Below are 17,982 nucleotides of genomic sequence, written 5' to 3'. Positions count from 1 at the left end.
AGAATGAGCGACTTTTCTGACATTAGCGTGGTTGTCCAGGGTCCTGTTCAAAGCTTTCAAGACCGCGAACAAGAACCAGGCATTACCCAAAAATGCCTGGAGTCAGTTCGACGGCATCTTCCTGGCAGCACCTTGATTCTCTCAACATGGCCCGGCCAGGAGCTCGCTGGACTCGATTTCGATCGGCTCGTTATTTCCGACGATCCAGGGTCTAATGTCAGGTTTTTTGGAAGGGACGGCGCACCACATCGTTTCAATAATAACAGGCAGATAGTTTCAACCCGTGAGGGCCTGAAAGAAGTCACCACAAAATACGCCGTCAAATTACGCAGTGACAACTATCTGACGGGAAATAACTTCGTAGCCCTGCAACGAGCATACCCCAAAAGAACCTCAACGCATTGCTTTCTGAAAGAGAGAGTTGTCGTCTCAAACGTGTTCACAAGACAGTATGCCAAAGGATTCCGGGTACCCTTCCACCTCTCCGACTTCTTCTATTTTGGCTTAACCGAAGATTTGAAAGCCCTTTGGGATCTTGCCCTTTTTGACGACGCCCAGGACCCGATTCGTGATAGCGAGGACACTCTATTTACAGATTATCCGCCCGATTGCACCCAGATGTTCTGGATAAAAGCCCTGAGGAAATTTGATTCATCATTAAGTATCAACGGCTTACTTGACAGATCGCCCCTCAAGATGAACCAGTCTGATCTGTGTTTCGCCAACAATCTGATAATTGCCTCCCCTCCAGAGCTCGGTTTGGGGCTTTGCCAGAAATTTCTCGGAACCGCCCGAATCTCACGTACCAAAGGGCAATGCGCCCAATGGCAACACTGGGAATGGCAAGAGATTTATCGCCGTTACTGTGACCCGGACTTCCCTAAAGCACCAGCTTCAGTGAAGGCAAACCTGTTTCTGAAACGCTTGGTCCATGTGCATCCTGTCAAGCTGGAGACCCTCTTCAAACTCCACAAAATCAGACGCATCAGTGAGTCAGGCAGCATAAAATGACCCCAGTTCAAAGTGGCCTGGCATCCACACTCAAATATTTACTGCTTATCGTCATTGGCACCTTCCCTGCACTCAGCGTCATCGTTGATGGGTACGGCAGTGCCCTTTGGTATCTTTTGGGTCTCGTGGGAATCGTCTCATTTGCGATCAGCGCCAATGTGCGAGAGAGACTCTGCTTTGAACCAAAAGCCCTGCTATTCGTTGCCACGCCTTTTCTCTTCTTTGTGTGGTCAATCATTATTTACTGGCTCGTTGATCCCAGCGATTTCGCGAAATCCCGTGTCGAGCGACATGCCCTGCTCTTGATCAGCATTCCTGTCATCGCACTCCTGTTTCATGCGCGGTTCCGGTCAAAAGATCTGTTACTGAGTTTTTCCCTGAGCGGTCTGGTGTTTCTGGGGTATTGGATTGTGCACGATGGCGAGGGCAGGTTAGACGGACTGGTTCATGCCATCCATTTTGGCAATATCGCCCTAATTACCTTGATACTCTGCGTTGGAGGATTACTCACCCAGAGCAAACGTCACTGGTATGTGATAGCCGCGGCGGGAAGTGTTGGCGCACTGATAGCCTTTATGGAGTCCGGATCCCGGGGCGGCCTCGTTGCACTATTTCTGGCACTCCTCGCTGTTGGGTTCTGGTTCAGCGTTACTCGAAACCAAATTCGCTACTTCGTCATTACGCTCGCGCTCGTCGCGTCTGCTGCCATCGTCTCAGTCAAGTATGTTGACCCTATCTCCGAACGATATGAGCTAACCCTGAGTGAGCTGGATAAATTTTCAGAAGGTCAGTTGTACACCTCCATGGGAATGCGCTTGCTCATGTGGGATGCAGCATTGAATGTGATTACCGAGGCACCTGTTATTGGTTCTGGTTTCTCTGGATACCGAACCGAAATCCTTACCCGGATTTCAGAAGGGCACCTAAAACCACTCATGTCCGATTTTTCTTCCGAGCCTCACAATCAATACCTGTATCAGCTTGCATCTCACGGCCTGATAGGTCTGTTTCTTTTGCTATTAATGCTGACTCTTCCCTTGTTCTACCTGGCCACACCTCGCCCTGGCAGCCATCGGAACCACCATATTCTCCGTGTTACGCTGGCTGTGATTTTTCTATCCTTCATCTTCTTTGGGCTTACAATCACCCTGTTTGATCAGAGGAGAGTTATTCAGAACTATGGTTTGTATTATGCTATTGCTGCGTGGTTCATCTGTAACACTCACAGGAAGAATCTAAATTGAAAGCCGTCATCGCTATCAGACAAATTCAGAGGTACACAGGTGCTGTTCGGAATGTTATTGAACACTGCCAGTACCTCAAGGCGTTGGGCTATGACATTACGATCATCGCAGAACGCTATAACCGAAAAATCCTGGATGAATGTGGAGCGGATTTCGTTCGCATCATGCGATGGCCAATCAAAGGAGCCTATCGCAGAACCTGGTTTGATACGCGAGTACAACGCTGGTTAAGAGCAAACTCTTTCGACCTCTTTTTCAGTCATGGTGACAGCCACAGCAACGACATCTTGGTGATGCACAACTGTGTCAGGTTGCATGAAGAAAAATGCGGCACTCCGGAGCTTGATGTAGCAGCCTTCCACGACTCCGTTATCTCCGATGGAGATTACCGGGTACTCATCACCAACTCCAAACTTATGGCCGATGATTTCCATCGCCGATATTCAGTACCCGAAGAGAAGCTACGTGTTTTCTACCAGGGCGTTGATACCAGTCTGTTCAGTACATCGGGCAAAGAGGAGCTACGGAGAATAGCTCGCCGAGAGTTGCAGATACCGGAAACCTCCACGGTTGTTGGGCTGATCACGTCCGGAGACTTTACCAAGCGAAACGTTCACTTCTTTCTGGAGATCGCCGGATTTCTCGCAGCAAACACATCTTTGCCTATTGAATTCCTTGTCGTGGGAAAATCAGACCGTACTCGTTTTGCCGAACAAATATCTGCACACGACTTGCAGTCCCGGATTCGATTTATTGACCCGGTACCAAACGTTCACGAATTGTTTCATGCCTTGGATTTACACATCTTCCCTGCCTTACTTGAAGAGTATGGCCGTGTAGTCCTGGAGGGATTGGCTTGTGGAGTACCGACGATCGCAAGTGACAACGTCGGCGTTGCTGAGTTGATGCGGGACAACTCAGTGCCAGAAGTAATAAGCGGATACAACCTGGAGGACTGGGGAAAAACCGCGCAGAACATTCTGACAGACCCCGGCGCCGGCAGGCGGGCCAGTCAGGCGGCGGCATGTCTTGCCCAAACGTATTCAATGGTGAATCAAAAACACGCTATGCAGGATCTCTTGAGTTCTCTCATTACACGTTAGTGGAGACGTTGTACCCCTCAAGGAAAAACTGCCATTGGCGCTCCAGTTCGTCACCATAAGCCTTGTTCAGGGAACGCTTCAACCGACCTACAGTATTGCCTTTCCAAGAGGTGCGATACGGTGATAGAGGCGCTCGAAGCTCACCTTTATCAAAATCGATCAGGTGGATTGAGGTCTCTCCGACCAGAATATTGAAACAGTTCAAATCCGCGTGATACACACCCGCATCATGGAATTGGCGAATCACTTGCCCGATTTCGCGCCAACGGTGCTTGTCCAAGGCTAGAGCAACATCCCCTAATGGGCGAACACCGTGAAGGCGTTCGATGATAATGGCCGAGGAATAAAACAATCTTCTGCGCTGGTACATAACAGCCACAGGCTCAGGTACAGGCAGTCCCAAAACACGAAGCTGGATTAACAGCCGGAATTCAGCGAACGAGCGAACGTGCGCCTCGCCTGCGTACAGGTACCGGTCATGTATCAGCTTTCCAGCCAGTCCTCCCCGACGATAATGACGGAGAACCCAATGCTCAGGGCTGCGCTCAACAAACCAGGCACTCCCACGCCCTCCCGACGAAACCGGCACCGCACGCTCACCCCAGTAACCAGGGTCAAACCAATCAGGGTCGAACTGCCCTGCCCACCCAGGCACCACCAGTGCGTTGATGCCATCGCGTTTTATATGTACTTCCGTATCTGAGCCCACCACTGAACCTCTCACAAGGCCATTCACCAACAACTCTAATAAAAAGCCGCCCCACGGGAAACTTGGGGCGGCTTCTACACTGATCGAACACGATTTCCGGGTTAGCGAACTGCCGTCAGCCACTCCTGATGCGCAGCCAACCTCCCCTTCACCGCGTCAAAATACATACTCTGCAGCTTCTCGGTAACCGGCCCGCGCTTACCTTCGCCAATCTGACGGCCATCCAGTTCACGGATGGGCAGCACTTCCGCAGCCGTACCGGTAAAGAAAGCCTCTTCCGCCACATAAACCTCGTCACGGGTGATACGGCGCTCTTTAACCTGAAGACCAAGATCTCGGGCAAAATCGATGATGGTGGCGCGGGTGATACCTTCCAGGCAGGAAGTCAGCTCGGGGGTGTGCAATACACCATCACGCACGATAAAGATGTTCTCACCGGAACCTTCCGCCACGTAGCCCTCGTTATCCAGCAGCAGCGCTTCCTCGGCACCACCGGAGATGGCTTCATTCAGGGCCAGCATGGAATTGATGTAGTTACCGTTGGCCTTCGCCTTGCACATGGTGATGTTTACATGGTGGCGGGTGTAGGACGAGGTGCGCACCTTGATGCCCAGCTCCTTCGCTTCCGGAGACATGTAAGACGGCCAGCTCCAGGCGGCAACCATCACGTGCACCTTCAGGTTATCGGCACGCAGCCCCATACCTTCAGAGCCCAGGAATGCCATCGGGCGCAAGTAAGCTTCATCAAGATTATTTTCCCGCACCGCGGCACGCTGGGCTTCATTGATCTCGTCCTTGGAGAACGGCATCTTCATGTTCAGGATGTGCGCTGAACGGAACAGACGATCGGTATGCTCTTTCAGGCGGAAAATCGCCGGGCCATTCGCGGTGTTGTAGGCACGCACACCTTCAAAGCAACCCAGGCCATAGTGCAGGGTGTGGGTGAGGACGTGGGTTTTGGCTTCCCGCCAGGGAACCATTTCACCATCCAGCCAGATAAGGCCATCGCGATCAGCCATCGACATTCTGTTCTGCTCCTGAGTAAGCGGTTTTCGGGGAACTGGCATTCTAGCAGCAAACGCCGCCTGAAATAAATTTAGCTTGCTACTCAACCATGACTTTTTTCCACATACTTTGGATGTAGCCACGCTCTTCTGTGAAGGCTCCGCCCTCGACCTGGCTGTTGAGATTCTGCAAAGCTCTGCGGTGGATGGTGGAGCGCAGTGTGATGAACACCTCCCGCAGCCGCTCAGTGTCTTCTACTGGCAAAACGCCTGCGCGGCCTAATTCTTCCAGTTGGCGGATGTTATCACTCCACTGGGTCAGCTCCGGGTGTTCCGGGCACCAAGCCAGCATCAGGTACTGCACCATGAACTCGACATCTACGATGCCACCGTTGTCATGCTTGATGTGGAAAACGTCATTCTGCCGGGCTGCGGGTGTCCCGAGGTTGCTGCGCATTTTCTCACGCATATCGACCACCTCCTGCCGAAGCGACGCCTTGTCCCGTTGTCGGCACAGTATCTGGTGGCGAATATCCTCGAACGCTTTGAGCGTATCGTCGCAGCCTGCCACTCCCCTGGCGCGGGCCAGCGCCTGATGCTCCCAGGTCCAGGCATCCTCCTGCTGGTATTTCTCGAACGCCTGCAAGGTACTCACCAGCAAGCCGGAGTTACCCGAGGGGCGCAATCGCATATCCACTTCGTAGAGCTGCCCGGAGGGTGTCTGGGTACTGAGAATGTGCACGATTCGCTGGCCGAGCCGGGTATAGAACACGGCGTTATCAATAGGCTTGTCGCCATCGGTGGCCAGTTGAGGATCAGCCTGGTGCACAAACACCAGATCCAGATCTGAGGTGTAGCCCAGCTCGATACCGCCGAGCTTGCCGTAACCGATGATGGCGAAATCGGTATCACAGGCGGAGCCATCGGCGCGCCGCGGGTAACCGTGCCGGCTGACCAGATTCGAGAACGCCACATCCACCACATGATCCAGCACCACCTCGGCAATCCAGGTCAGGTAATCACTCACTTTCATCAGCGGCAGCGTGCCCTTTAACTCTGAGGCCGCCACCCTCAACACATGGGCCTTCTTGAAGTAACGCAGAGCCTCCATCTGCTCTTCCAGATCTTCATACGGAATCCGCAGCATTTGCTGACGCAAATCATCCTGCAACTCCTCCTTGGCCGGCGGACTGTATAGGCTCTCCGCATTCAAAAGTTCGTCCAGGAGCAAGGGCGTATCCGCCAGCAAGCGCGCAATCCAGGGGCTTTCACTACACAGCCGCACCAACTGCGTCATGGCTCCGGGATTTTCCATCAACAGAACCATATAGGCGGTTCTGCGCAGAATGGCTTCAACCAGTTGCAGCACACGGTCCAGCGTTTCCGAAGGATTCGCCACATCCATCAGGGCGTTAATCAGGAGCGGCACAAACTGATTGAGCCGCTTACGCCCCTGGGTCTGCAGAGTCTGCACGGTGCGACTGTCTCGCAGACTGGTCAGGCGCTTATAGCTGCCATCCGGGTCCTCAAACCCGCTTTGCTCCAGCCAGCCCAAGGCACTGGCTTCATCCATTTCCGCCAGCCACAGTTCGTAGCAGCCATCGTCGACACCACCCTCATCGGCGTCATCCTGTTCTTCCGTGGCGATGATATCCGCAAAATGACGAGCCACCCGGCTTCGATGTTCCTCCAGCGCAGACAGGCAGTCTTCCCAGCTATCGAAGCCCATAATCCTCGCAACCCGAGCGCAGGACAGCGCATCCTCAGGCAGAACCTGAGTCTGTTTGTCTTCCATACCCTGAAGGGCATGTTCCAGATTGCGAAGGAACACATAGGCGCCCCTCAGCTCACCGACCACCCGGGAGGGGAGCAACTCCAGTTCCTCCAGCTCCTTCAAGATCTGTAGCAACTCACGCTGTTGCAGCTCCCGATCACGCCCGCCGCGGATTAACTGGAACGCCTGCACCACAAACTCAATTTCCCGAATGCCACCACTGCCGAGCTTGATATTGTTCTCCAGCCCCTTCCGGCGAACTTCCCGGCTGATCATTTCTTTCATGCTGCGAAGCGATTCAAAGGCGCTGAAATCAATGTATTTGCGGTAAACGAAGGGTTTGAGGCTAGCCATCAGCACCTCACCGGCGCGCTGGTCGCCCGCCACGACGCGGGCCTTGACCATGGCATAACGCTCCCAGTCGCGCCCCTGATCCTGGTAATAGGTTTCCAGGGCGGCGAAGCTCAGGGCGAGCGCACCACTCTGGCCATATGGCCTCAAGCGCATATCCACCCGAAACACGAAACCATCGGCGGTAATCTGGTCCAGCGCCTGAATCAGCCTTTGGCCAAGCCGGATAAAGAACTGCTGATTATCCAGAGCACGCCGGCCGCCATGGGTTTCGCCTTTCGAGGGAAACGCAAAAATCAGATCGATATCCGAGGAAACGTTCAGCTCCCGGCCGCCAAGCTTGCCCATTCCAAGCACCACCATTTTCTGGGGTGCCTCTTGCCCTGTTACCGGATCATCGCCCATTGGAGTACCGAACTCTTCACAGGCTCGCTCGTAAAGCCAATTCAAGGCACCATCGATGGCGGTATCCGCAAAGGCACTGGTGGCCGTCATGGTTTCATGCAGATCGGCCCACTTCATGAGATCGCGCCAGATAATCCGGAACTGCACTTCCCGCCGGTACTGGCGAAGTGCCGCATGCAACGCCGGTTCAGAGTCAACGTTCTGGAGGTAATCGCGCCAGCGATCAGCCAGCCAGGCCTCGGTGGTTGGTTCGGCTAAAGGCCGGGCAGCAACGGCGGGCTGAATCTGCTCCGGATGTCGTTCAAGGGTTTGCCGGAGAAACAGGCTACGGGAAATAGCCTCTGCCGCATCGGCCTCGGAGACAGGGTCACCGGCCAGCCAGCCTGGCAGCCCCTCCGGGAATACCGATGGCCAGCATCCGGAAATCTCCTCCTTGAGTACGTCCGGCAGTGAAGCCCATGGCTCAGACATAACGCAACCCTCTGTCTCTCTGATATATTTCAGGTACTGTATAACGAACTCGCCAAGGACTGAACAGGCACCCGCTCTCCATGATGCGAAATAAACGCCCTCTGAATCCGGAACATACCCAATCCCACCTCCCTATGGGCGGACTTATAAGAAGTCGGATCAACCGGCTCTTTGCCATCCTCGGGGGACTGGTATCGGCGCAGATTCTTATCCTGTGGGCAGCAGAGCCACTCTCGTTCTTTGAAGCCGTATGGCTCACCATGACGACGCTGGTTACCGTGGGCTATGGCGACTACTCCCCGGTCACGCCCGTAGGCCGCATCAGTACCATCCTGCTGATGTTTATCTCCGCCATTACACTACTGACCCTGATCGTCAGTGATTACATCGAATACCGTTTCTATCGCAGAGAACGCATACTGACTGGACGTTGGATCTACAAAATGAAAGACCACATTGTCATCATCAACACTCCCCGAAGCGGCGGCGAGCAGTACTTCATGCGATTCGCCTCGCAGATTCGCTCGGTCCCCGAGTACCACACGGTGCCGATTATGCTGCTTACGCGGCAATTTCCAGGAGGGCTGCCTGCGGAACTGTCCGACTGCGGCGTCGTTCACTTTCACGGCGCAGGAAATGACCCGGAAGCCCTGAAATCCGTGCACGCTGGCAGCGCCAAGCACATCATCGTGTTGGCAGCCGACGAATCAGACCCGATGTCAGACAGCCTGACCTTCGATATCGCCCATCGACTGGCCGAATCCAATCTGGGCGGCAGAACCACGGTTGAATGTGTCGGCGACCACAACCGTGCAAGATTCAAAGCACTGGGCGTTCGCACCACCATTCGCCCCGTGCGCACCTACCCTGAAATCATGGTTCGCTCCGTGGTCGCCCCAGGTTCCGAAAAGGTTCTGGAAGACATGTTCAACTACGAGCGAGATCATCCGCATCGTTATGATCTCAAACTCGACGACCTTACCTGGGCGGATATTGTCAGTGCTCTGATCCGCCACGGTATTGGAACCGCTCTGGCCTACATCGATCACGACAATGAAGTCATCTGCCACCCGGATACCAACGCTGAGGTTGAGGGCAAAGGGCTGATTGTTCTGGTGCGTTCCAGCGAGACGCCGGAGGTTTCCGTGGTAGAGGAAGCGCTGGACCGGTACTGGGAGTTTCTCAAGCAGTGGCGCACCATGCATGAGCAAAACCAGAAAGCCGCCACCGAGAGCTCTGAAGAGCCCCCTTCAGCCGGCGGCAGCGAGCGCTAGTTGCAACTGACCGAACTCAGGAAATTGCTCAACCAGGGTCGGCACCGTAATTCCGGCTTCCAGCGCCTTGGCTACCGGCCTCCAAACGGGCAATAGTCCGGCCGCTTCCACCTGCGGCTCAATCTCCGCAAGCGCGCTGGCGGGCAAACACATCGCGTCACCGGTCAACCAGGCCTGACTCACGTAATGCAGAAAAGATACCGAGCTGAACCCGGAAGCGGGCAGCACCAGAGACGGGCGGTAGATTCCGGCAAGGTAGTAACCTTGCTCGGCTTTGCTTACCAGGTTAAGAAAAACCGGGACCGCTTGCGCAAGAGCACGGGCGTTTTCAAGCAGCGCTGCGGGCTCTCCCGCTTTCAGCTCAAATTCCACCTCATGAAGAGGCCTTGCCCGCGTTCCACCCACCACTTCGCCTGAGTCCAGAGCAACCTCAATTACAGACTCCGCTTGCTCCAGCATGATAATGCGCCGCTGGAAGTTGGTTTCGAATGCCAACGCCAACTCGTCAAGGTCGACCTGAGACCTCAACGGAGTCTGCTCCAACAGCCCAAGATCCAGATCCGGCCCCGGCAGATCCCACTCCCACTCCTGGCGGCGATGGGCTCCGTTTACGAACTCGCCCTGGGTTTTCAAAGTCTGGATATAGCGATCACCAGCCTGACGGACTCGCAAAGCAGCACGGGCCTGGTTTAACCCGGCATTCGGGGTGTCGTAGTAGCGATTGACCAGTGTTTTGACCGGACCTTCGCTTGCACCCGGTCGACCTTTGAGCCACTCGAAGGCCCGGGACTGCGCGGATTCTGAAAGGGTCAGCTTTACTTCAAGTTCCGTGGCCACTGAAACGCTCCTGATGATTTCTCTTCCTGTAAAAACAGAAAAGCCGGTGACAGAGTCACCGGCTTTCGATACTACTTGACTAGCTTATTAGCTGATCAGAAGTAGTAAACAGCGCCGATAGCGGCGATGGACTGCTCGTCGCCAGAACCTGACGCGGGCTCATCTTCAATAGAATAGATTTCTTCGTCTGCGTTGCTCAGGTAGCCTTCAACATACACGTACATGTGGTCAGACACGTTGTGCAGCGCCTGCAGAATGATGGTGTCGTTCTTATCACCAGACTCATCGTCGTCATTCAGCTGATAGGACAGAGCGAACTGGTTTTTACCCATGGTGTAAACGCCCATCACACCGAAAATGTCAGCAACATCTTTACGGGTTTCGTATGAGCCTGTCAGACGCAGATTGTCCAGGTTATAGCTTGCACGAAGGCCATAGGTGTTTTCGTTGTTGCCATTGCCGTTATCGTTGGAGTCAATCGCGAATGCCAACTCGAGGGCGTCAACTTCATACATGGCAGCCAGCTGATACGGGAACGACTTGTCGCCATCTTTAGCATCGTTGTCGCCATTGAACTGCACAGCAGCACCGAAAGTCAGGCCACTGAAGCTCGGAGACAGATACTGAATCAAGTCACCTTCGCCAGTGTCGTAGTTGCCCTGAATATCTGAACCAACTTCGTGAAAGTTGTAGATTTCGTCAATGGCAGACTCGTACATGGAGTCGTCAGAACCCACCCAAACTTGACCAAAACTGTCGCCCTTAATACCGATGTAGGCTTCGTCAAGACCGTCGATACCGTTGCTGCCACTCTTATCATCAGCATTGATACCTTCGAGCTCCAGCTTGAAGAAGCCTGTGATTCCCGGAGCAACTTCGTGGTCATGCTTCACACCAAGAGTAGTGCCGTTGTCAAAGTGCTTGACCTCGGAGCCACCACCGTCAACGTTGGTGTGGGTGATCGCGTACTGAATGTTACCGTAAACAGTCGGCATGGAATCCATCTTTGCCGCCAGCTCAGAGGCAGACAGAGTAGACTGTGCCATGGCAGCGCCAGAGAAGGTTGCAGCTGCAATAGCAGAAGCAAGAATCGTTTTTTTCATGTTGCGTCTTCCTTTTTGAGTTAACTCAGGTTTTCGACGGGTCTAAATCCCGATTTTTATTGGCCGGCACAACGCTTGGCTCTGCCTGCCGGGTATCTGACTGGCCCCTGTCATTCCTGCGGGACCAGCTTTTCTTCTTTTTATAAGACAAGCACGCTTGCCTTAGATCTCAACCACTTACACAGCTTTATTAAAGCTCTGCGTAATGAACCTGTTTTAATACAATGTGCCATTTTTTGCAAATTTTTAATGGCTATTTTTTAGCCCCATTTGCATTCGTAACCTTTGTCGTTAGATCAGCCTGGACTAACAACCTCTCCCATTTCCACAACAAATTCAGGGCCAGATAACCAAAAAAATCTGAAAAACAACCGGTTATCTTACGCTCAACGCTTCCTCAGCTGAGAGCCACAAAACAATACCTCAAATCACGCACTTTCGTGAGGCACTGCTGGCAACTGCGTCACATTTTTGTGCACGACCCTCTCTGGCCAGATTCCAACATAAAGGTAACCGGACCATCGTTGATCAGTGCCACTTTCATATCAGCACCAAACTCCCCCGTACCCACACGTCCAGCACCCAGCAGCCCACTCGCTTCAGCCACAAAGTCACCATAAAGCCGATTCGCCAGCTCCGGTGCAGCCGCCAGGGAAAAACCCGGGCGCGTGCCAGATGACGTGTCAGCAGCAAGCGTAAACTGGGGGACAACAAGCAATGAGCCACCGGCATCCTGAACATTCACGTTCATCCGGCCCTGCTCATCGGGGAAAACCCGGTAGGAGAGGATTTTTCGGCACAGTTCCTTTGCCTCATTCAGTGTATCGTTCCTTTCTACGCCAAGGAGCAAGAGCAGCCCGGGACCAATACGGGCAATCGTTTCACCATCTACGGCTACGCTGGCTTCCGAAACACGCTGGATCAGTCCTTTCATTCAGTCCCTTGAGCGGTAACACCGAAGGTTAAATTTCTGAAACGCGAAAAGTGTATAGAGCCCGCAAGACCACCGCAACCCTGTCAGATCAATAAAAAGTCGCATTCTCAGCCAACTGAGGGAAGACTTCTGGCAACCACACTCTCAACGCCCCGCATCAGGGCATCCACAATCGCTGGCTCGGATGCCGAGTGGCCGGCATCACGAATGATCTGAAGCTCCGCCTCCGGCCAGGCCTTGCTCAGAGCCAGGGCATTATCCAGCGGGCAAACCATGTCATAGCGGCCGTGCACAATCACGCCCGGAATGTCCTTTAGCCGCGAGGCATCACGCACGATCTGGTCGGGCTCAAGGAACGAATTATTCATGAAATAGTGGCATTCAATCCGGGCCAGCGCGATGGCCACATGAGGATGCCCAAAATGCTCCACCACCTTGGGATTGGGATGCAGAGTGGCGCACCGCCCTTCCCAGACGGACCAGGCTTTCGCGGCCTGAATCTGTTCCAGCTCATTAGCGCTGGTCAGGCGCCGGTAGTAGGCCGCCACCATATCGTCGCGCTCCACCTCCGGAATCTGGGCAAGGTAATCCTGCCAGTAATCCGGGAATACCCGGCTGGCGCCGTCCTGATAAAACCAGTGAATATCCCGGGGCCGACACAGAAAGATACCCCGCAACACCAACCCCAGAACCCGGTCAGGGTGGGTCTCGGCATAAACCAGACTTAGCGTCGATCCCCAGCTTCCCCCGAACAGCAACCAGCGATCGATGCCGAGAAAATGCCGAACCGCCTCAAGATCCTCAACCAGTTTGTCTGTGCTGTTACCCTCCAGCTCGGCCAACGGGGTCGATCTTCCGGCACCTCTCTGATCCAGCAAAATAATCCGGAAACGTTCGGCGTCGAAAAAGCGCCGGTGGTAATCCTCACAACCGCCACCCGGCCCGCCATGAACGACAATCACCGGAATTCCGTCCGGATTGCCGGATTCCTCGAGGTACAGCTCATGGGGATGATCCACCGCCAGTCGGTGGCGGGCGTAAGGCTCGATTTCAGGATAGAGGGTCAGCATGAAAAACTCCGTTTCGGGGATAACGGCAGTCTAGCTGAGACAGGCGAGAAAAATACAGGGGCCAGGAAAACAGGCGGAAGCGTTTACCGCCTCACAACGATTTCCTGGCCCCTGAGGGATTACTTCTTGTTAGCGCGCTTACGCTCGTTTTCGGTCAGGAGCTTCTTGCGCAGACGAATCGACTTGGGCGTTACCTCAACCAGTTCATCATCGTCGATAAACTCCAGCGCCTGCTCCAGAGTGAACTTGATGGGCGGCACCAGGCCGATCACTTCGTCCTTTCCAGAGGCACGCATGTTGTCCAGCTTCTTGCCCTTGGTGGGGTTCACCACCAGGTCGTTGTCACGGCTATGGATACCGCAGAGCTGGCCTTCATAGATTTCCTGGCCTGGGTCCAGGAACAGCTTGCCTCGGCTCTGCAGAGTCTCGAGGGAGTAGGTCAGCGCAGTACCGGTGGCCATGGAAACGATGACACCGTTCTGACGGCTGGTTACGTCACCCATCTTCACCGGGCCGTAGTGGCTGAAGGTGGAGGTCAGGATGCCGGTACCGGAAGTCATGGTCAGGAAGGTGTTACGGAAACCGATCAGGCCACGGGCCGGAATGGTGTATTCCAGGCGGATACGGCCCTTGCCGTCCGGGATCATGTTAGTCATGTCACCTTTGCGCAGCCCCATCTGCTCCATAATCGGGCCCTGGTGCTGCTCTTCGATGTCGATGATCACGTTTTCGTACGGCTCTTGCTTCTGGCCGTCGACTTCCTTGATGACCACCACCGGCCGCCCCACGGCCAGCTCGAAGTTTTCGCGACGCATGTTCTCGATCAGAACCGACAGGTGCAGTTCACCACGGCCGGATACCTTGAACTTGTCGGCCGAGTCGCCTTCTTCAACCCGCAGCGCTACGTTGTGCAGCAGCTCTTTTTCCAGGCGCTCCTTGATGTTCCGGCTGGTCACATACTTGCCTTCTTTACCGGCAAACGGTGAATCATTTACCTGGAACGTCATGGATACGGTGGGCTCATCAACGGTCAGCGCCGGAAGGGCTTCTACGTTGGAGGGATCACAAAGAGTGTCAGATATGAACAGCTGGTCCAGACCACTCACGCACACAATGTCGCCAGCCTGGGCTTCCTCAACTTCCACACGCTGCAGGCCGGAATGGCCCATGATCTTCAGGATACGACCGTTACGCTTCTTGCCGTCGGCACCGATAGCCACCACCGGGGTGTTGGTCTTCACTTTACCGCGCATAATGCGACCGATACCGATGACACCCAGGAAACTGTTGTAGTCCAACTGGGAGATCTGCATCTGGAACGGGCCATCCAGATCAACCGAAGGCGCTGGCACATGATCAACAATGGCCTGGAACACAGCGTCCATGTTGTCGTCCAGATTCTCATGATCCATGCCGGCGATGCCGTTCAGCGCACTGGCATAGACTATCGGGAAGTCGAGCTGTTCATCGGTGGCACCAAGGTTGTCGAACAGGTCAAACACCTGATCCACCACCCAATCCGGGCGGGCACCCGGACGGTCAATTTTGTTCACGACCACAATCGGGTTCAGGCCCGCTGCGAAAGCTTTCTGAGTCACGAAACGGGTTTGCGGCATGGGGCCGTCGATGGAATCCACCACCAGCAGCACACTGTCCACCATACTCATTACACGCTCTACTTCACCACCAAAGTCAGCGTGGCCCGGGGTGTCTACGATATTGATGTCGTAGTCTTTCCATTTTAGAGCAGTGTTTTTTGCCAGAATGGTAATGCCACGTTCTTTTTCCTGGTCGTTGGAGTCCATTACACGCTCGTTCTCGAGCTCTTTCCGGTCCAGCGTGCCAGACTGGCGCAGCAGCTGGTCAACCAGGGTGGTCTTGCCATGGTCAACGTGGGCAATAATGGCAACGTTTCTAAGCTTATCAATCACAACGGGTATCCTGAAGAAATTAGCGGCGCGCAGTATATCGAAAAGTCCATGGCGATAATATGAAGATTAGTGCCTAATATGTAACCAATCGGGGCTTGCACCATAATTATGCGTTATCAGAGAACTTGCACCACCATGGTGCATGGCAGTGGTGCAATAAGCATGGTCTTCGGCCAGGAAGCTGCGCCACATTAGCCCGAAAGCCTTGTCGCTGCGCTGTTCTGGCGCAGCCGACAAAAACTGGCAAGCCGATTGCTTATGCCAAAGCAGCCGCATAGTGAAGGTAAGGACCACAAGCTTCTGGTAAGCTTCCCTGACCTGAAAAAAGATCGGGCCTCAGAACACTGAACGATCCGGCACAACGAACATGTAAAACCTTACGGAGCATGCACAATGTCCAAGACGATTGATTTGATCAAAGAACACGAAGTCAAGTGGATTGACCTGCGTTTCACCGACAGCCGTGGTAAAGAGCAGCACGTAACCCTGCCCGCCACCGAGGCGGACGAAGACTTTTTCGCTGACGGCAAGATGTTCGACGGCTCCTCCATTGCCGGCTGGAAAGGCATCAACGAATCCGACATGATCCTGATGCCGGACGACGAAACCGCCGTTCTGGACCCGTTCACCGAAGAAACCACCGTCAACATCACCTGCAACATTGTAGAGCCTTCTACCATGCAGGGTTATGAGCGCGACCCCCGCTCTGTTGCCCGTCGCGCCGAAGAATACCTGAAGTCCACCGGCATCGCTGATGGCGCTCTGTTCGGCCCGGAGCCTGAGTTCTTCGTGTTCGATTCCGTCAAATGGAACGTGGACATGCAAGGCGCTTCTTACCACATCCATTCTGAAGAAGCCGCGTGGGTTTCCGGTGAAGATTTCGACCGCAACAACATTGGCCACCGCCCGGGCGTAAAAGGCGGCTACTTCCCGGTTCCGCCGGTCGACAGCCTGCACGACCTGCGTGGCGCCATGTGTGCCGCCATGGAATCCATGGGCCTGGAAATTGAGGTTCACCACCACGAAGTGGGCACCGCTGGCCAGTGTGAAATCGGTGTTGGCGCCAACACCCTGACCCGCAAGGCAGACGAAGTTCAGATCCTGAAGTACTGCGTGCACAACGTAGCTCACGCCTACGGCAAGACCGCCACCTTCATGCCCAAGCCAGTTGTGGGTGACAACGGCTCCGGTATGCACGTTCATATGTCCCTGAGCAAAGACGGCAAGAACCTGTTTGCCGGCGACAGCTACGCAGGCCTGAGCGAAGCGGCTCTGTACTACATCGGTGGCGTGATCAAGCATGCCAAGGCCATCAACGCCTTCACCAACCCGGCCACCAACAGCTACAAGCGTCTGGTTCCGGGTTACGAAGCACCGGTTATGCTGGCCTACTCCGCCCGTAACCGTTCTGCCTCCATCCGTATTCCGTACGTGAACAGCCCGAAAGCTCGTCGTATTGAAGTGCGCTTCCCGGATCCGGCCGCTAACCCGTACCTGGCCTTTGCTGCCCTGATGATGGCCGGCCTGGACGGTATCCAGAACAAGATCCACCCTGGCGATGCCATGGACAAGGATCTGTATGACCTGCCGAAGGAAGAAGCCCTGAACATTCCGAAGGTTGCCGAGACTCTGTCCGAGGCCCTGGACTGCCTGCAAGCAGACCACGAGTTCCTGACCCGTGGCGGCGTGTTCACCGAAGACATGATCAAAGGCTACATCGACCTGAAGCGTGGCGAAGTCGAGCGTCTGAACATGACCACTCACCCGGTCGAGTTCGATCTGTACTACTCCTGCTAAAGCCCTGCACCAATTCGGTGCAGACTATGCAGACTATGCAGACCAGAAGCCCCGCCCCGTGCGGGGCTTTTTTGTGGCCTCAATCCCAGTTCTTAACCAAGACCCACGCCCTTAACGATATGTAACCAAGGAAGCAGGCCACAACATTGAAATGACCTTGCCCGCAATCGATAATCAAAGCAGTTCATTACCACAGGTTATCGCCATGAAAGCACCGTTCGTACTCGCCGCTGGCCTGCTGATGCTGGCTTCGACCACAGCACATAGCGAGGTCTACCGCCACGTTGACGCCTATGGCAACGTCACCTTTTCCGACGAACCCATGGAAGGCGGTGAAGAGGTCCAGGTGAAGCCCGTGACCACCATCACCCTGCCCAAGCCGGAAGCGGTTCAGGAACCCGAACAACTCCGCGAGCGGGTGGAACGTGAGGGCGCAGCCTACCAGGCTGTCTCATTCCAGTATCCGGCCAATGAACAGGCCTTTCACAGCGGCAACGGCAACGTCACTTTCGAGGTTCAAAGTACACCACCGCTGAAGCGGGGCCATAAATTTGAAGTGACCCTGGATGGACAACCGGTCGGGCAAAGCAGCTCAGGCTCAGTAGCCGTCAGCAATATCGACCGGGGCACTCACAATGCGGGCGTTCATATTGTCGATGAAAACGGAGTACGCGTGAAATCCGGCAATTCAATTACCTTCACGATTCACCGCCCATCCGTTCTCAACTAAATCTTATCTGCACCACCATGGTGCAATTGCACCATGTTGTGACCATACTTTGGGCAGCCAAGGGGCAAAATCCGGGCTGCCTGTCGCCTGACCGTTCACTACTGCACCAAGCTACAGCAGCACGCACCGGCCGCTGCGCCCGCTCTGCCCGACCCTTGCCCATTGGCTACCCGACATCACAAAACTGGTTCGCTTTTTGCAGCCACAGGGATACAACCAATGAGTCGAGAACGG

Annotated in this window: 14 protein-coding genes; 6 read left to right on the top strand and 8 right to left on the bottom strand. The window is 54.6% G+C overall.

The genetic code is table 11. The features are described 5' to 3' along the window. The first annotated feature begins 3 nt into the window (after nucleotides 1–3). The 3 genes from ACSSVV_RS14295 to ACSSVV_RS14285 are packed head-to-tail and all read left to right on the top strand — an operon-like array spanning nucleotide 4 to nucleotide 3,358. Nucleotides 4–1,011 carry a WavE lipopolysaccharide synthesis family protein gene (locus ACSSVV_RS14295; RefSeq protein WP_049756919.1) on the top strand — a complete coding sequence of 336 codons (1,008 nt, stop codon included), beginning with the start codon at nucleotides 4–6 and terminating at the stop codon, nucleotides 1,009–1,011. Further along, on the top strand, nucleotides 1,008–2,255 hold the full coding sequence (locus tag ACSSVV_RS14290; protein ID WP_011784299.1) for an O-antigen ligase family protein: 1,248 nt from the start codon (nucleotides 1,008–1,010) through the stop codon (nucleotides 2,253–2,255). The genes ACSSVV_RS14295 and ACSSVV_RS14290 overlap by 4 nt, the downstream gene beginning before the upstream one ends. Next, nucleotides 2,252–3,358 carry a glycosyltransferase family 4 protein gene (locus ACSSVV_RS14285; RefSeq protein WP_011784298.1) on the top strand — a complete coding sequence of 369 codons (1,107 nt, stop codon included), beginning with the start codon at nucleotides 2,252–2,254 and terminating at the stop codon, nucleotides 3,356–3,358. The genes ACSSVV_RS14290 and ACSSVV_RS14285 overlap by 4 nt, the downstream gene beginning before the upstream one ends. Here ACSSVV_RS14285 and ACSSVV_RS14280 read toward each other — a convergent pair. The 3 genes from ACSSVV_RS14280 to glnE all read right to left on the bottom strand — a co-directional run bounded on the left by ACSSVV_RS14280 (nucleotide 3,348) and on the right by glnE (nucleotide 8,072). Then, nucleotides 3,348–4,190, bottom strand: a complete 843-nt coding sequence (locus ACSSVV_RS14280; RefSeq protein WP_081432058.1) for a 3-deoxy-D-manno-octulosonic acid kinase — start codon at nucleotides 4,188–4,190, stop codon at nucleotides 3,348–3,350. The two genes, ACSSVV_RS14285 and ACSSVV_RS14280, sit on opposite strands and share 11 nt — an antisense overlap. After that, on the bottom strand, nucleotides 4,169–5,092 hold the full coding sequence (locus tag ACSSVV_RS14275; protein WP_022992054.1) for a branched-chain amino acid transaminase: 924 nt from the start codon (nucleotides 5,090–5,092) through the stop codon (nucleotides 4,169–4,171). The genes ACSSVV_RS14280 and ACSSVV_RS14275 overlap by 22 nt, the downstream gene beginning before the upstream one ends. 79 nt (nucleotides 5,093–5,171) lie before the next feature. After that, on the bottom strand, nucleotides 5,172–8,072 hold the full coding sequence (glnE, locus tag ACSSVV_RS14270; protein ID WP_454106433.1) for a bifunctional [glutamate--ammonia ligase]-adenylyl-L-tyrosine phosphorylase/[glutamate--ammonia-ligase] adenylyltransferase: 2,901 nt from the start codon (nucleotides 8,070–8,072) through the stop codon (nucleotides 5,172–5,174). Nucleotides 8,073–8,152: 80 nt separating this feature from the next. Here glnE and ACSSVV_RS14265 point away from each other — a divergent pair, with 80 nt between their 5' ends. Then, complete coding sequence (locus ACSSVV_RS14265; RefSeq protein ID WP_454106432.1) at nucleotides 8,153–9,346, top strand: potassium channel family protein; 1,194 nt, start codon at nucleotides 8,153–8,155, stop codon at nucleotides 9,344–9,346. On the opposite strand, the gene ACSSVV_RS14260 is transcribed toward ACSSVV_RS14265, so the two are convergent. The 5 genes from ACSSVV_RS14260 to typA all read right to left on the bottom strand — a co-directional run bounded on the left by ACSSVV_RS14260 (nucleotide 9,323) and on the right by typA (nucleotide 15,221). Further along, entirely contained in the window at nucleotides 9,323–10,183 is an 861-nt protein-coding gene (locus tag ACSSVV_RS14260) for a CYTH domain-containing protein (RefSeq protein WP_023007594.1), read from the bottom strand. The genes ACSSVV_RS14265 and ACSSVV_RS14260 overlap by 24 nt on opposite strands. Nucleotides 10,184–10,278: 95 nt before the next feature. Then, nucleotides 10,279–11,286, bottom strand: a complete 1,008-nt coding sequence (locus ACSSVV_RS14255; RefSeq protein WP_023007593.1) for a porin — start codon at nucleotides 11,284–11,286, stop codon at nucleotides 10,279–10,281. 463 nt (nucleotides 11,287–11,749) lie between these two features. Continuing rightward, nucleotides 11,750–12,220, bottom strand: coding sequence for a D-aminoacyl-tRNA deacylase (gene dtd / locus ACSSVV_RS14250; RefSeq protein ID WP_014420516.1), 471 nt, complete (start codon nucleotides 12,218–12,220; stop codon nucleotides 11,750–11,752). Nucleotides 12,221–12,327: 107 nt separating this feature from the next. Further along, a complete protein-coding gene (gene pip, locus ACSSVV_RS14245) occupies nucleotides 12,328–13,290 on the bottom strand; it encodes a prolyl aminopeptidase (protein ID WP_183580426.1) in 963 nt (320 codons plus the stop codon). A 119-nt stretch (nucleotides 13,291–13,409) separates the two neighbouring features. Continuing rightward, nucleotides 13,410–15,221 (bottom strand): translational GTPase TypA, encoded by a 1,812-nt coding sequence (gene typA, locus ACSSVV_RS14240; protein ID WP_011784289.1) that lies wholly within the window; start codon nucleotides 15,219–15,221, stop codon nucleotides 13,410–13,412. 393 nt (nucleotides 15,222–15,614) lie between these two features. Between typA and glnA the strand changes: the two genes are divergently transcribed. Together glnA and ACSSVV_RS14230 are read left to right on the top strand one after the other, a co-directional pair. After that, nucleotides 15,615–17,018: a glutamate--ammonia ligase gene (glnA, locus tag ACSSVV_RS14235; RefSeq protein ID WP_011784288.1), complete on the top strand. Its 1,404-nt coding sequence runs from the start codon at nucleotides 15,615–15,617 to the stop codon at nucleotides 17,016–17,018. A gap of 205 nt (nucleotides 17,019–17,223) precedes the next feature. After that, on the top strand, nucleotides 17,224–17,748 hold the full coding sequence (locus ACSSVV_RS14230) for a DUF4124 domain-containing protein (RefSeq protein WP_031209479.1): 525 nt from the start codon (nucleotides 17,224–17,226) through the stop codon (nucleotides 17,746–17,748). Nucleotides 17,749–17,982 lie beyond the last annotated feature (234 nt).

Source organism: Marinobacter sp. MBR-105 (genome assembly GCF_053628895.1).
The sequence above is the reverse complement of the archived record's forward strand: the minus strand, read 5'-3'. Positions and strand labels throughout refer to the sequence as shown.

Coding starts and splice junctions, on each gene's coding strand:
- ACSSVV_RS14295 (WP_049756919.1), top strand. CDS start 4: ATGAGCGACTTTTCTGACATTAGCGTGGTTGTCCAGGGTCCTGTTCAA.
- ACSSVV_RS14290 (WP_011784299.1), top strand. CDS start 1,008: ATGACCCCAGTTCAAAGTGGCCTGGCATCCACACTCAAATATTTACTG.
- ACSSVV_RS14275 (WP_022992054.1), bottom strand. CDS start 5,092: ATGTCGATGGCTGATCGCGATGGCCTTATCTGGCTGGATGGTGAAATG.
- glnE (WP_454106433.1), bottom strand. CDS start 8,072: ATGTCTGAGCCATGGGCTTCACTGCCGGACGTACTCAAGGAGGAGATT.
- ACSSVV_RS14265 (WP_454106432.1), top strand. CDS start 8,153: ATGATGCGAAATAAACGCCCTCTGAATCCGGAACATACCCAATCCCAC.
- ACSSVV_RS14255 (WP_023007593.1), bottom strand. CDS start 11,286: ATGAAAAAAACGATTCTTGCTTCTGCTATTGCAGCTGCAACCTTCTCT.
- dtd (WP_014420516.1), bottom strand. CDS start 12,220: ATGAAAGGACTGATCCAGCGTGTTTCGGAAGCCAGCGTAGCCGTAGAT.
- pip (WP_183580426.1), bottom strand. CDS start 13,290: ATGCTGACCCTCTATCCTGAAATCGAGCCTTACGCCCGCCACCGACTG.
- glnA (WP_011784288.1), top strand. CDS start 15,615: ATGTCCAAGACGATTGATTTGATCAAAGAACACGAAGTCAAGTGGATT.
- ACSSVV_RS14230 (WP_031209479.1), top strand. CDS start 17,224: ATGAAAGCACCGTTCGTACTCGCCGCTGGCCTGCTGATGCTGGCTTCG.